Annotated in this window: 12 protein-coding genes; 1 reads left to right on the forward strand and 11 read right to left on the reverse strand. The window is 61.7% G+C overall.

The window, feature by feature from the left end; genetic code table 11:
- Positions 1–17 precede the first annotated feature (17 nt).
- On the reverse strand, positions 18–1,016 hold the full coding sequence (locus tag FFM53_RS14650) for a TRAP transporter substrate-binding protein (protein WP_138389478.1): 999 nt from the start codon (positions 1,014–1,016) through the stop codon (positions 18–20).
- 221 nt (positions 1,017–1,237) lie between these two features.
- Here FFM53_RS14650 and FFM53_RS14655 point away from each other — a divergent pair, with 221 nt between their 5' ends.
- Positions 1,238–1,495 carry a CrpP-related protein gene (locus FFM53_RS14655; RefSeq protein ID WP_011653840.1) on the forward strand — a complete coding sequence of 86 codons (258 nt, stop codon included), beginning with the start codon at positions 1,238–1,240 and terminating at the stop codon, positions 1,493–1,495.
- 84 nt (positions 1,496–1,579) lie between these two features.
- On the opposite strand, the gene FFM53_RS14660 is transcribed toward FFM53_RS14655, so the two are convergent.
- From FFM53_RS14660 to FFM53_RS14705, 10 genes are all read right to left on the reverse strand, one after another.
- Positions 1,580–3,382, reverse strand: a complete 1,803-nt coding sequence (locus tag FFM53_RS14660) for an adenine deaminase (RefSeq protein ID WP_138389479.1) — start codon at positions 3,380–3,382, stop codon at positions 1,580–1,582.
- A 108-nt stretch (positions 3,383–3,490) separates the two neighbouring features.
- Positions 3,491–4,681, reverse strand: coding sequence for an amino acid aminotransferase (locus tag FFM53_RS14665; RefSeq protein WP_138389480.1), 1,191 nt, complete (start codon positions 4,679–4,681; stop codon positions 3,491–3,493).
- An 83-nt stretch (positions 4,682–4,764) separates the two neighbouring features.
- Positions 4,765–6,378 carry a histidine ammonia-lyase gene (gene hutH, locus FFM53_RS14670; protein WP_138389481.1) on the reverse strand — a complete coding sequence of 538 codons (1,614 nt, stop codon included), beginning with the start codon at positions 6,376–6,378 and terminating at the stop codon, positions 4,765–4,767.
- The gene (locus FFM53_RS14675) at positions 6,375–6,557 is read right to left on the reverse strand and encodes a hypothetical protein (RefSeq protein WP_138389482.1); all 183 of its coding nucleotides are present in this window, start codon (positions 6,555–6,557) and stop codon (positions 6,375–6,377) included. The genes hutH and FFM53_RS14675 overlap by 4 nt, the downstream gene beginning before the upstream one ends.
- A 15-nt stretch (positions 6,558–6,572) precedes the next feature.
- The gene (locus FFM53_RS14680; RefSeq protein ID WP_138389483.1) at positions 6,573–7,151 is read right to left on the reverse strand and encodes a TIGR02444 family protein; all 579 of its coding nucleotides are present in this window, start codon (positions 7,149–7,151) and stop codon (positions 6,573–6,575) included.
- The gene (locus tag FFM53_RS14685) at positions 7,151–8,218 is read right to left on the reverse strand and encodes an ABC transporter ATP-binding protein (RefSeq protein ID WP_138389484.1); all 1,068 of its coding nucleotides are present in this window, start codon (positions 8,216–8,218) and stop codon (positions 7,151–7,153) included. Before FFM53_RS14685 ends, FFM53_RS14680 begins: the two co-directional genes overlap by 1 nt.
- The gene (locus FFM53_RS14690; protein WP_138389485.1) at positions 8,215–9,246 is read right to left on the reverse strand and encodes an ABC transporter ATP-binding protein; all 1,032 of its coding nucleotides are present in this window, start codon (positions 9,244–9,246) and stop codon (positions 8,215–8,217) included. Before FFM53_RS14690 ends, FFM53_RS14685 begins: the two co-directional genes overlap by 4 nt.
- Position 9,247: 1 nt before the next feature.
- The gene (locus tag FFM53_RS14695) at positions 9,248–10,171 is read right to left on the reverse strand and encodes an ABC transporter permease (protein WP_138389486.1); all 924 of its coding nucleotides are present in this window, start codon (positions 10,169–10,171) and stop codon (positions 9,248–9,250) included.
- Positions 10,168–11,163: an ABC transporter permease gene (locus FFM53_RS14700; RefSeq protein WP_138331788.1), complete on the reverse strand. Its 996-nt coding sequence runs from the start codon at positions 11,161–11,163 to the stop codon at positions 10,168–10,170. The genes FFM53_RS14695 and FFM53_RS14700 overlap by 4 nt, the downstream gene beginning before the upstream one ends.
- A 67-nt stretch (positions 11,164–11,230) precedes the next feature.
- Entirely contained in the window at positions 11,231–12,169 is a 939-nt protein-coding gene (locus FFM53_RS14705; protein WP_017989680.1) for an isocitrate lyase/PEP mutase family protein, read from the reverse strand.
- Between the last annotated feature and the right edge of the window lie 138 nt (positions 12,170–12,307).

Raw genomic sequence — 12,307 nt, forward strand, 5'->3', positions numbered from 1 at the left:
CTCGCCGTAGGCATTGCCTATTTTCCGGCTGCTGCCGAGCGCACGGACGACACCAGATCGTCCCCCCATTCCGCCCCGAATTTCGCGTAAACAGGATCAACCATCGCACGGAAGGGTGTCGTGTCCACCGTCGTTACGGTGACGCCCTTCGACTTGAGGTCCTCGATGACCTGGGCATAGACCTCGTCAAGTTTTCCGCGGTACCAGATCGTCGTCTCTTCGACTGCCTTGGTCACCGCAGCCTGGTTTTCCGGGCTCAGAGCGTCGAAGCGCTCCTTGTTCATGAACCAGTAATTCGGCGTCCAGATATAGTTCGAGACCGATAGGAACTTCGCGCTCTCATACCATTTCTGATCCGCGAAATCGCGTATTTCCGGCTCCACGCCGTCGACCACATGCGATTGCAGCGAGGTATAGACCTCCCCGAATGGAATCGATTGCGGCAGGGCGCCCAGCTGTTCGATGGTTGCAAGAATGACGGGGTTGGGCGGTGTCCGCAGCTTCAGACCCTTGATATCCTCCGGTGTGGCGATTGATTTGCTGACGGTTGCAAATTGACGGAAACCGGAATCAAGCGCTCCCAGCATCTTGAAGCCGTTGTCGGCACCCGTGTCGAAGACTTTCTTCCCGACTGGTCCGTCGAGAAAGGTGTGCGCCGCGTTTGCATCGGAAAACAAGAACGGCAAGGTGACGACGTTGAGCTTCGGATCGATCGCATCGGCAACGCCGCCTAGGCCGATATCGATGGAGCCGGAGCCGACACCATCGGCGATCGGTCCCTCATCGCCCAACTGACCATCTGGAAAAATCTGGACGGTGAGGCCGCCCTTGGTTTCGCCGGCGAGCTTGTCGGCGAACATGATGACAGCCTCCTGAATGAGGCTCTTCGAGCTTGACGCGTGGGCGAGCCGAAGAGTTTCGGCATTCGCTTGGCCGGTGCAAAGCAACAGGATGCCGGCGATGGTGGACATGGAAAGCCGACCGGCGTGAGCCCGCATGATATTGAACTCTAACATGTTACCCTCTTTGTCATTGTTATGACCAAGAGTATGTGCGGCCTCTCTCAGGGGTTCAATCGGTAAAGCAACGTCTTCGATCAGGAAACGTTATGTTGCTATATCAGATCGTTATGCTGCGCCGCTTGTCACGCAACTGTCCCAAATTAACCCATTAATTAGCATTCACTTGCATGCGCAGACCACGATGCTACCGTCGCCGACATCGTGGGGGATCGCGTATGACAATTGAAGAGCTGATCGATCTGCAGGAAGCAGGCTCAAGGGCGCGGGTGCTCGGCCTGAAGGCCCACGAAAACCCATACCTCGCCGCCCATAGGATGCCTACTGGTGATACCGGCGCCCTCGGAGATTGGCTTGCGCGCCACGACGCGTGGAAGTTCGGTTGGGAAGCGGAGGACGCTAGCCGCGAAGGTAGAATTGTTACGCACTTCAAGGAGCTGATCTCGATTGCCAAACGAGGTGCGCTCGATGCCTAACGTTATTGATGGTGGTTCGCTCGCGACGCGTTCGGTTTTCTTGCCCGTCACGGCGAACCTCTTTCACCATCGGATTGCCAGCGTTCAGGCCTTTTCGAAGAGCGGTGAGATCACCATTTCCGGCACCAGCACCAGGCCCTTGTCGGTTATCCGGATTTCCGGGATGACCGACAGCGGGATAAGGTTGAAGCCCATATAGGCGATGGTGCAGCCTGCCTTTTCCCATTCGAGCTTCAAGGCCTTTACCTCGTCGGCGACCTGGTGCACGCGCTTGTCGGACAAAAGCCCGGCGATCGGCAGCGGCACCATGGCCGTCACCTTGCCGTCCATGACGACACAGACGCCACCCTGCTTTTCTTCGATCGCGTCGAGCGCCACCTGCATGTCCGCGGCATTCGTGCCGGCGACGATGATGTTGTGGCTGTCGTGGCCGACCGAGGATGCGACGGCGCCTTGTCTGAGCCCGAAACCGTTGAGCAGTCCGTGGGCGACATTGCCGGCAGACTTGCCGTGACGCTCCACCACCGTCACGAAGCAGAGGTCGTGCTTGTCGAAATGGGCTTGCCAGTCATTGGCCGGTTCCAGCGTGACGGTGACATGGCCGAGGGTAATGCCAGGCAGCTCCGTCTTGATCGTATGAGCGACGACCGTCTCCGTCGGTAGGTCCGGTGTCAGCTTGAGATTTTTTGGCAGCTTGACCGTGTGGTAGGCGGCATCCGGATAGCGGTACGGTTTCGACAGGGCTTCGTCGAGGATCGGCGTGATCTTCTTGCCGTCGACGACGAGTTCGCCGCCATACCAGGTGCTAACAGGCGTAAGGTCGTCGCTGAGAAGCATCAGGTCTGCGCGGCGGCCGCCGCCCAGACCGCCGATTTCGCCTTCCATGCCGAACCGCGTCGCGGCGTGCAGCGAACCCATCGCCCAGGCCTGTTCCGGCCTCATGCCGTATTTCACGGCTTCGCGCGTTACCCAGTCCAGGCCGAAGGCAAGCAGATCTTCGGCATCACGGTCGTCGGTGCAGACGGCGACGCGCTTGTGGGAGGCGCCGAGCTCGGTGATCGTCTTGATCGCCTGCGGCAGCGAATGCCAGGGAGTCTTGGGCGGGCCGCCGCGCAGGAAGATCCATACGCCGGCTTCCAGCAGGTCGTCGGCAATGTCGCGGTCGATGGCTTCATGCGTGTCGGTGACGCCGGATGCGGCATAGGCGGCAACGAACTCTCGTCCGTAGACATGGCCCGACACCGGCCTGCCGCGCCCGAGTGCTGCAGCCAGGATCGCATGGCTGCGCTCGTCACCCATCGCAACGGGGACGAAATCCATCTTCTCGCCGAGAGCCACGGCTTCCGGCCACTTGTCGAACAGGGCGGCGATCTTATCCGGCGTCAGGTCGCCGCCGGCTGTTTCCAGATCCGGCGTCGTCGCCGGCACGGTGCTCGGCACGGTCAGGAAGATCGACAGCGGCGCCTGCCGTGCATCCTCGAGCATGGCCTCGACGCCGGCGACGTCCATGACGTTGCCGATCTCGTGGCTGTCGCAGAAGATCGTCGTCGTGCCGTTGAGGAGCGCCGCTTCGGCATAGGCGCAGGCCGTCACCATCGAGGATTCGATATGGATATGCGGATCGACCAGGCCCGGGGCGATGATGCCACCCCCGGCGTCGTAGAGCTTGGCGCTCCCGCCTCTGTAGCTGCCGGCAGGCTTCACGGCTGCGATGCGGCCACCCGAAATCCAGACTTCGCGTCCGTCGAGAAAGCGCTCCGAATAGGTAGACAAGACGCGTGCACCCTGGATGACCAGGTCGGGTTCGCGACGAGCGGAGGCGACATCGGCAAGACGGCGGGTCATGGTCGAGAGCGGCTGAACGGAGAAGCGGGTAAGCGTGCTCATGAAAACCTCATTTCCAGGGCTCGGGGGAGGACAGGCAAGATTGTAGGGAACGCCGTAAGGGGAGGGAAGCGCGAATAGTTCTTGTCTCTGGCCTCAAACGGATGCCAGTCAGCGTTTTCCGCGAACTGCCAGAACCGCTTCTGCAAAGGTGTCGATCTGGCTGGCCCGCAGCCCGGCGACATTGATGCGTCCGTCCTCGACGATGTAGATGGCGTGGCGCTCGCGCAGCATCACGGCTTCACCGGGTGTCAGACCGATCAGCGAAAACATGCCTTTGTTCTTGGCGAGGAAATCGTAGTCGCTGCCATTGGTGAAACGCCGGAACGAGGCAGCAAGCCCCTGGCGCAGCGACAGAATGTTGGAGCGCATACCGTCCAGTTCGGCGCGCCAGTCGGCCGCGAGTGCCGGGTCTTCCAACACGGTGCGAACGATAGCCGAGCCATGATCCGGCGGCATCGAATAGACGAGACGAGCTCGCACCGTGAGTTGCGCCTTGGTTGCATCCGCCCGATCCGCGTTGGCGGCGAGAATGAATGCCGCACCTGTACGCTCGCGATAGATTCCGAAATTCTTCGAGCATGACGCGGAGACGAGCATTTCCGGAACCATGCCGGCGAGCAGCCGTACCACGAAGGCATCGTCCTCGAGACCCTCACCAAACCCCTGATAAGCGATATCGACCAGCGGAACGAGCCCGCGCTCGGCGATGATCTCCGCCAGCGTCTGCCATTGCGAAGGGCTCGGGTCGGCGCCCGTCGGATTGTGGCAGCAGCCGTGCAGCAACACGACATCGCCCCGCTCCGACCGTGAGAAATGATCGAGCAGGGCGTCGAAATCCACCTCACCTGTTCGGCTGTCGAGGTACGGGTAAGTGACGACCCGAAGCCCGTTGTCTTCGAGGATCGACACATGGTTCACCCAAGTCGGATCGGGCACATGGACCGCAGTACCCGGGCGCGCGAGGGAGATCAGGCCGGCGAGCACCGTCAAGGCGCCTGCTCCGCCCGGCGTCTGGATGCCGCGAATTCGCTCCCACGGCGCGGCCTCGCCGAAGACAAGCCTGCCGATGAGATCGCAAAAAACAGGATCTCCGGCCGGGCCGACATAGGCTTTGGTCGTTTGCGCGGTATGGATTCGTTTTTCTGCCTCCCTCACCGCCCGCGGGATCGGCGTCGTACCGGAGGCGTCCCGGTAGACTCCGACGCCGAGATCGATCTTGTTCGAACGACTGTCCTGCCGGAAAATCGGCATCAACGACAGGATCTTGTCGGCTGGCGGCATTATCAGATCATCGAACATGGTTCTCTCCGGTCAGGGAATTGCAGGCGGCGATGAAATGCCGGCGCCTCATGATGCGGCCGCAGCCCAAATCAGCCGACCGCCTATTTCAGCGCGCCGATCTTGTTCTCGATGGCCTCGAGAAATGCGCCGGACCGCACGATCTCGAGAGCCGGTGTGGTCTGCTTGGGCATGTAGCTGTCCTCCTGCTGGAACGGGATCGCGTCGCGAAGCGCGTCATAGAGCACCTGGCTGCCGGTTCCGAGCTTGTAGCCGCCGAGCGCCTCTTCGGTCAGGAAGATGGCGCGGGCCGCAAGCAGGCATTCGACACCAAGGATCTTCGGCATGTTGTCGACCACCTGGCGCGTCTTGCGGCATGCCCATGTCGCCATCGAAACATGGTCTTCCTGGCTGCTCTTGGTCGGGATGGTATCGGCAACGGCGGGGAAAGCCAGCGTCTTGTTTTCCGATGCGACGGACGCCGCAGCCGTCGAGATGATGCCATAGCCGTAATTCAGGCCAATCGGCTTGCCGGCAAGGTTCGGCGGCAGGCCGTAGTTCAACGTCGTGTCGCAGAGCGAGAACAGGCGTCGCTCGGAAATATTGCCGATTTCCACCAAAGCGATCGTCAGGATGTCCATGGCAAAAGCGATGGGTTCGCAATGAAAATTGCCGCCGGACAGGAATTCCAGCGCGCCGAGTTCGTTCCAGAAGACGAGCGGATTATCGGTCGCGGCGTTGAGCTCGCGCGTGATCAACTCCTTGGCGTGCTCCAACTGGTCGCGGCAGCTTCCATGCACCTGCGGTAGGCAACGGAAGGAATACTGATCCTGGATCCGGGCGGTGTGTTTCGGATGCAGGATATCGTCCTCGAGGCGTACCGCACGTGCTGCCTCGGTCGTGCGACGGCTGCCCTCGATAATGCGACGAATATTTTCCGCAGTCGCGATCTGCCCGGGCTGCTTGCGCACGAGATGAATGCGGGGATCGAATGCCGCCTGCTCGCCGCGGATCGCCTCCAGACTGAGCGCGCCGGCCGCATCGGCGGTCTTCATCAGCATCTCGGCGTCGTGGAGGTTGAGAACCGCCATGGCCGCGCAGAGGCTGTTGCCATTGATGAGGGCAAGGCAGTCCTTCGCCTTGAGATCGAAAGCAATCGGGGAGATGCCGGCCTTTTCCAGAGCCTGCGGCGCTGGCATGCGTTCGCCCTGGTAATAGGCTTCCGCCTCCTCATAGCCGATCAGCACCGAAACCATGTGGGCGAGCGGCGCCAGATCGCCAGACGCGCCGACCGATCCCTGGATCGGCACCACAGGGTGAACGCCGCGGTTCAGCATCTCAACGAGACGATCGACCACCTCGATCCGCAGGCCGGAAACCCCGAGGCAGAAGGCGTTGATGCGGACGGCCATCATGGCGCGGACGATTTCTTCCGACGCCGGCTCTCCGATGCCGGAGCAATGAGAGAGCACGATATTGCGCTGGAAGCGGTCATTATCGGCCTGGTTGATGGCATAATCCTTGAGCTTGCCGACGCCGGTGTTGAAACCGTAGGTTGGCGGCGCGTTTTCGGTCAGCCAGTTTTCCTCGATATAGTTTCTCACCTTGATGATTTCGGCGCGCGCCGCATCGGCGAGCGCTACCTTGGCACCCTGGCGCGCGATGCGAACGGTATCTTTGATCGTCAGGCTGTCACCGTCTAGAATTATGGCGTTCATCTCGATGTCCTTGAAGCTCGATAAGTGTGAGAAAGTAACTGCCGAAATCGAACACGCGCGCCGGGAGCGCAGCCTGTCTCGATCGCAGCGGCAATGCCATCAGTGACGGCGACGTAGTTTTCCGCGACACCTTCTTCGGTGACGATGGTTCCTGTCATGACGGCGTCGAAATCGCTCATGATGTCTTCAGACCCTCAGTGCGCATGATGGGGAAAGCCGTGGCACACGGCTTTGGCAGCGTCTCGTAGCTGTCCGACCAACGTCCCTGCTTCGGGTTCCGGCATGGAAATCGTTTCGAGATAACGGGCTGCCAGCCCGCTTGGCCCTTCGAGCGAGAGAAAGTCGTCGGCCAGGCGCCGGACCTGCAACCGTTCCGCCTCCAGCTCCGCTGCCTTGATCTTTTCGTAAAATTCAATCTCTGCCACCTTCCTGCGGCCTTGACGCAGGGTTAGCCGAAGATGCCGCAACGGCAGGACGAAAAGCGAGCGCCATTCGCCGGCACGTTCCAGAAGCTGCTGCATCTCGCCGTCATCCGCGCCGTGTCCGTCACTATCCGCAAGAGCGAAGAACAGCAGGGACGGCACGTCCACCGCATGACTGTTCTGGGCTTCGAGGCACCAGGACGCGATGCCGGGCTCGCCGTAGAGCCGGACCATGACATCGAACACATTGGCACAGAAAGCAGCGCGCCTCGCAGCTCCGGTATCCTGTTCCGAGCACGCGTTGCCGCTTGCCAGCCTTTTTTCTTCGAATGCATCAGGGGCTTTTTCCATCACGCTTGTTCCGCCGTCTTCATTCCGGGCGCCGGCTCGTCGTGAGGGAAATGACAGGCCGCGAATTGGCCGTAGGGCATCGCCGCAAGCTTCGGTTCCTGCGCTGCACAGACCGCCTGAGCGCGTGGGCAACGCAGGCGGAACCGGCATCCGGACGGCGGCGCGCTCCGCGACAAGGCCTGCGTCGGCGTTGCGCTAGGCACGATTTTCCGGCTGGCATCGGGAACCGGGACTGCTTCCAGCAGCATGCGGGTATAGGGATGCGCCGGACGCTGATAGATGGCATCGCCGGTTCCGATCTCGACGATCCTGCCCATGTAGAGGACGGCGACCCTGTCGCTGACATTGCGCACGACGGCGAGATCGTGGGAAATGAAGATCAGCGCCAGGTTACGCTTCTGGCGGATATCCTGCAGAAGATTGATCACATGCGCCTGCACCGACACATCAAGAGATGCAACCGGCTCGTCGCAGACGATCAGCTCCGGCCCAACGGCGAGCGCCCGCGCGATCGCAATGCGTTGGCACTGGCCGCCGGAAAACTGATGCGGCCTGCGGCCCTCCACCATCGTCCGGCTCATGCCGACATCGTTGAGCGCACGATCGACCCTTTCCAGTCTTTCCGCTTTGCGGATGCCCTGGATCTCGAGGCCTTCTCCGACGATATCCTGCACCTTGCGGCGCGGATTGAAGGAAGAAATCGGGTCCTGGAAGATCATCTGCAGCTTGCTGCGGATGGCGCGAAGATCGGAAGCAGACAGGTCGGCAAGATTCAGGCCGTCATATTCGACGTGGCCGTCGATACGCGTGTCCGCCTTCGGCAGAAGCTTCAGGAGGGCACGGCCGATGGTCGTCTTGCCGCTGCCCGACTCTCCGACGAGACCGAGCGTTTCCCCAGGAGCCACGTCGAAGGAGACGCCGTCGACCGCAACAAAGATCTTGCCGCCGCGCCGGTATCTGACCGAGAGATCGCGTACCTTCAAAAGCGCGTCGTCGCGCAGGAAAGCAGCGAAGGCATGCGGCGCGGCACCTGTATCGACGGCCTGGCCGGAAGCCTCGTCATTCATGACAATGCCCTCCTTTCGACCGCAGTGTCGGCTGCATCGCCGGTTTGAACAGGCACATAGCAGGCGAAGCGGTGCTTGCCGTCCGCACTGGTGGTCATCGGCGGCATCGAGACATGGCAGCGGGCCTCGGCGGCGGGACAGCGCGGTGCGAACGGGCATCCCGGCGCGGGGTTGGCAAGATCGGGCGGACGGCCCGGGATCGTGCGCAGTTTCGTATGAGCCGGCTGGTCCATGCGCGGCATCGCCGAAAGCAGAGCCTCGGTATAGCGATGGCGCGGATGGGAAAAGACGGTGTCCGTCGGTCCGTATTCCACGACATGCCCGCCATAGAGCACGAGGATGTCGTCGGTGCGTCCCGCGACGATGCCCAGATTGTGCGTGACCAGGATCATCGACATCTGCCGCTGCTGCTGGATAACCTGCAGCAGATCGAGAATTTCCTTCTGAACCGTCACATCCAGCGCGGTCGTCGCCTCGTCGGCGATCAGCAGATCCGGCTGGCAGGCAAGTGCCGTGGCGATCATGATCCTCTGCTTCATGCCGCCCGAAAACTGATGCGGATAATGCCCGTAACATTCCGCCGCATCGGGAATGCCGACGCTTGCCAGCAGTTCGATCGCGAGCGCCTTCGCCTGCGCCTTTCCAAGCCGCAGATGGAAGCGGCTTGCCTCTTCGATCTGCCGCCCCACCCGCACGAACGGATTGAGGGATGTCATCGGGTTCTGGAAAACCATCCCGAACTTGCGGCCGAGAAAGGCGCGGCGTTTCGTCTCGTTAAGCGTCGAAAGATCGGTCCCGTCGGCGAGGATGCGACCGCTGGTTTTCATGCCCTCCGGCGCAATGCCCATGATCGTCTTGACCAGCATGGATTTGCCCGCGCCGGATTCTCCGACGATGCCGAGCGTCGTGCGCGGCGGGATGCTGAAGCTGACGTCGTGCAGTACGCGGATCGGCCCGAACGGCGACCAGAAATGACAGGAGAGCTCGTGACAATCGAGGACCCGGGTGGTGTTCGCTGCCTCATTCATATCAGAGTTCCCTGCCGCGATGGTTCATGCGACGGGCCAGACAATCCCCGACCGTATTGAGCGAATAGACCGTCAGCACGATGGCGACGATCGGTCCGAAGATCAGCAGTGGAAAGCGGCTGAGCAGGTCGGTCGAGCTGGCGATCATCCCGCCCCAGCTCGGCGCCGGCGCCGGAATGCCGTAACCAAGAAAGCTCAGCGACCCCTCCGTGATGATCAGCCCTGCCATCAGCGGCGGAACGATGGCCGTCAGCGCCGGAACGAGATTGGGCAGGATCTCGCGCAGCAGAAGCCGCATGTCCGATGCGCCCATGGCACGTGCTGCCAACACGTAATCACGGTCGTTCTGGGCAATCACGCCGCCTTTGGCGATGCGTGCATAGGTTCCGATGTCGAGCAGGCCAAGCGCCAGCATCATCGTGAAAACCGAATTTCCGGTCACCGATATCAACGCCAATATGACGAGGATCGGCGGAAGGGACGCCATGGAATTGGCATAGAGATCAACGATCCGCTCGACCGGGCCGCGATAGAAGCCGGCCAGCATTCCGAGGATCATGCCGATCACCAGCGAGATCAACGTCGCAACCGAAACGATGGCGAGCGTCGTTCGCGCACCGTAAAGCACGCGGGACACGATGCTGCGCCCGAGCGCATCGGTTCCGAACAGGCCGTTCAGGCTCCATTCCGGGCCTTGCGAGAAATCGCCATAGGGGAAGCTTGCCCGAACGAGACCCGGAATGAACTCCACGAAAACCGAGGAGACGATCAGGACCGCCAGGAACACGAAGGCGAACCATTCCATCGGATGGCCGCTCGGCATGCGGAAACGCGCGGTCTTCGGCATCGCGGCATTCAACGTCTCCGCCAATGCGACCGCTTCGCCGGGCACGAGGTCCGTTTGTGTTGGCTGGAGGCGGCTCATGACACGTCCACCCGCGGATCGATAAGCGCGTAACCGAGATCGACCAGGATGAAGATCACGACGAAGATCACCACCGTCAGCGACAGAATGGCCTGCATGACGGGCAGGTCGTGGCTGCTGACCGCATTGAGAACGGTCCAGCCGATGCCGGGCACCGCGAAATAGCTCTCGACGATGAAGGAACCGCCGAGCAGATAGGTCATCGACAGGCCCATCACCGTCAGCACCTGGGGAGAGGCCGGGCGCAGCACGTGGCGCATCAGGATATAGCGCGTCGGCAGGCCCTTGGCCCTGGCAACGAGGACATAGTCCTCCTGGAGGATCGCGACGAATTCGCTGCGGCTCACCCTGTAGAAATAGGCTGCCTGGTGCACGCTGAGGCACATCACCGGCAAGGCGACGTAATAGAGATTGCCGATCGGATCGTCGCTGAAGGTGACCCAGCCGGTCGCCGGCAGCCAGCGCAGCACGATTGCGAAGACGAAGCCGAGCAGAACCACGATGACGAAAGTCGGGATCGACAGCATGACCGAGGAGACCGCCCGCAGCACCGTATCGACGATGCCGCCCGACCGGCTGGCCGTATACATGGCGAGCGGCACGCCGATCAGGAGCGAGACGAACATCGCAAGCAGCGCAATCTCGAACGTCACCGCCGCCCGGTCGACCAGGAGTTTTGCCACGGACTGCTGGCTGAACATGGTCTGCCCGAGATCTCCCTGAAGAAGCCGCCCGAGCCAGCCGAGATAACGTTCCCAGACCGGCAGATCGTAACCGTAACGGCTGTTCAGCGCATCGATCTGCGCCTGCGTCGCGTTCTCTCCGAGGATCAGCTGCGCCGCCGACCCCGGCATCAGGCTCGACAGAGCCGTCGCCGAGAACGTCACCAGCAGGAAGACCGGAATGCCGGCCAGAAGCCGGACGCCAACCGCTTTCAGATAGGAGAGCTTGGCAATTCGCAACGATCGGACTCCGATTGTAAGGTGGAACATCCGATGCCGGACTGGACCGGCATCCGGATTTCGCAAAACGAGACGGCAGAGCGGCCGGTCTCCGGGATCAGAGCGCCTTCCATCTGTCCTCGGCATCGAGCCAGCCGCTGTCCCGCTCCAGCGAGGCTTTCTGCTCGGCAGGCGTCATGCCGCCCATGCTATGCTCGTCCGCATAGCGTGTGCTGCGGTCCTTGAAGACATGCCGACCGTAATCCATCATGCCATACATCGATCCCTTCTCGAGATAGTGCATGGTCACCAGGTTGAAGCCGAGCGCCTCGATTTCCTCAAGCCGCACGAAGGGCACGCCGTTGACGGTCGCGACATCGCCGAACATCTTCCAGCCGGGCAATTCCTTGGCCACCTTCCGGCATTCCTCCAGCGTGCGCAGGCCGTGCACATAGGTCATTTCAGCACCGAGTGCTGCGGCGCGCACGCAGCGTTCGATAGCATCGTCCAACCCCTTTTCGAGCTTGGATTCGGTGCGGGCTATCACCACGCAATCGCTGCCTTGACAGGCTTCGATCGAGGCCTTGATCTTGGCGAGCCACAGTTCCTGCGAGACGACCTCATGCGGCACGTTGCCATCGACCTTGCCGGCCAGCGTCGCCGCCTCCATGGCGCGGCCGAACCGCGCATAGCCGCGTTCATTGGGCGTATCCTCGATCAGGATCGCTCCGGCGCCGGCTTTGGCGAGACGATAACAGGTGCGGAAGGTCTGGACGACATCGCCGAAGCCGTCATCGGCATCGATGACCAGCGGCAAAGGCGAGTAGTCGGCGATGCGGTCGGTCGCGTAGACCAGTTCCTCCTGATTGTGCAGGCCAAGATCCGGCACGCCGGACATGCTGAATCCGAGTGAGGCGCCGCTGAGCAGGATCGCCTCGAAGCCGGCCATTTCCGCCGCCTTTGCGGAGTAGCAATCCCAGACGCAGGGCGTGAACACCTGCTTGCGGGAAACCAGGTCCCGAAACTTCACCTTCTCGCGATTGCCGATCATCGTCATCCACCTTTTCCGATCGCCCCGCGTCGCAGGGCCCATTCTGTCGTCTTAACGTCTCTGGCGTGTACGGTCGTCCAGCCCATCGACCGGCCCTTCGCCGCCCGCCCGGATCTTCCGGGCGAGCCTGCGCGTCTTGATCCG

The organism is Rhizobium indicum (assembly GCF_005862305.2).
Classification (GTDB): domain Bacteria; phylum Pseudomonadota; class Alphaproteobacteria; order Rhizobiales; family Rhizobiaceae; genus Rhizobium; species Rhizobium indicum.

What these genes read in the sequence shown, in the direction of transcription:
- FFM53_RS14650 (WP_138389478.1), bottom strand. Translation starts at nt 1,016, where the DNA reads ATGTTAGAGTTCAATATCATGCGGGCTCACGCCGGTCGGCTTTCCATG.
- FFM53_RS14655 (WP_011653840.1), top strand. Translation starts at nt 1,238, where the DNA reads ATGACAATTGAAGAGCTGATCGATCTGCAGGAAGCAGGCTCAAGGGCG.
- FFM53_RS14660 (WP_138389479.1), bottom strand. Translation starts at nt 3,382, where the DNA reads ATGAGCACGCTTACCCGCTTCTCCGTTCAGCCGCTCTCGACCATGACC.
- FFM53_RS14665 (WP_138389480.1), bottom strand. Translation starts at nt 4,681, where the DNA reads ATGTTCGATGATCTGATAATGCCGCCAGCCGACAAGATCCTGTCGTTG.
- hutH (WP_138389481.1), bottom strand. Translation starts at nt 6,378, where the DNA reads ATGAACGCCATAATTCTAGACGGTGACAGCCTGACGATCAAAGATACC.
- FFM53_RS14675 (WP_138389482.1), bottom strand. Translation starts at nt 6,557, where the DNA reads ATGAGCGATTTCGACGCCGTCATGACAGGAACCATCGTCACCGAAGAA.
- FFM53_RS14680 (WP_138389483.1), bottom strand. Translation starts at nt 7,151, where the DNA reads ATGGAAAAAGCCCCTGATGCATTCGAAGAAAAAAGGCTGGCAAGCGGC.
- FFM53_RS14685 (WP_138389484.1), bottom strand. Translation starts at nt 8,218, where the DNA reads ATGAATGACGAGGCTTCCGGCCAGGCCGTCGATACAGGTGCCGCGCCG.
- FFM53_RS14690 (WP_138389485.1), bottom strand. Translation starts at nt 9,246, where the DNA reads ATGAATGAGGCAGCGAACACCACCCGGGTCCTCGATTGTCACGAGCTC.
- FFM53_RS14695 (WP_138389486.1), bottom strand. Translation starts at nt 10,171, where the DNA reads ATGAGCCGCCTCCAGCCAACACAAACGGACCTCGTGCCCGGCGAAGCG.
- FFM53_RS14700 (WP_138331788.1), bottom strand. Translation starts at nt 11,163, where the DNA reads ATGTTCCACCTTACAATCGGAGTCCGATCGTTGCGAATTGCCAAGCTC.
- FFM53_RS14705 (WP_017989680.1), bottom strand. Translation starts at nt 12,169, where the DNA reads ATGACGATGATCGGCAATCGCGAGAAGGTGAAGTTTCGGGACCTGGTT.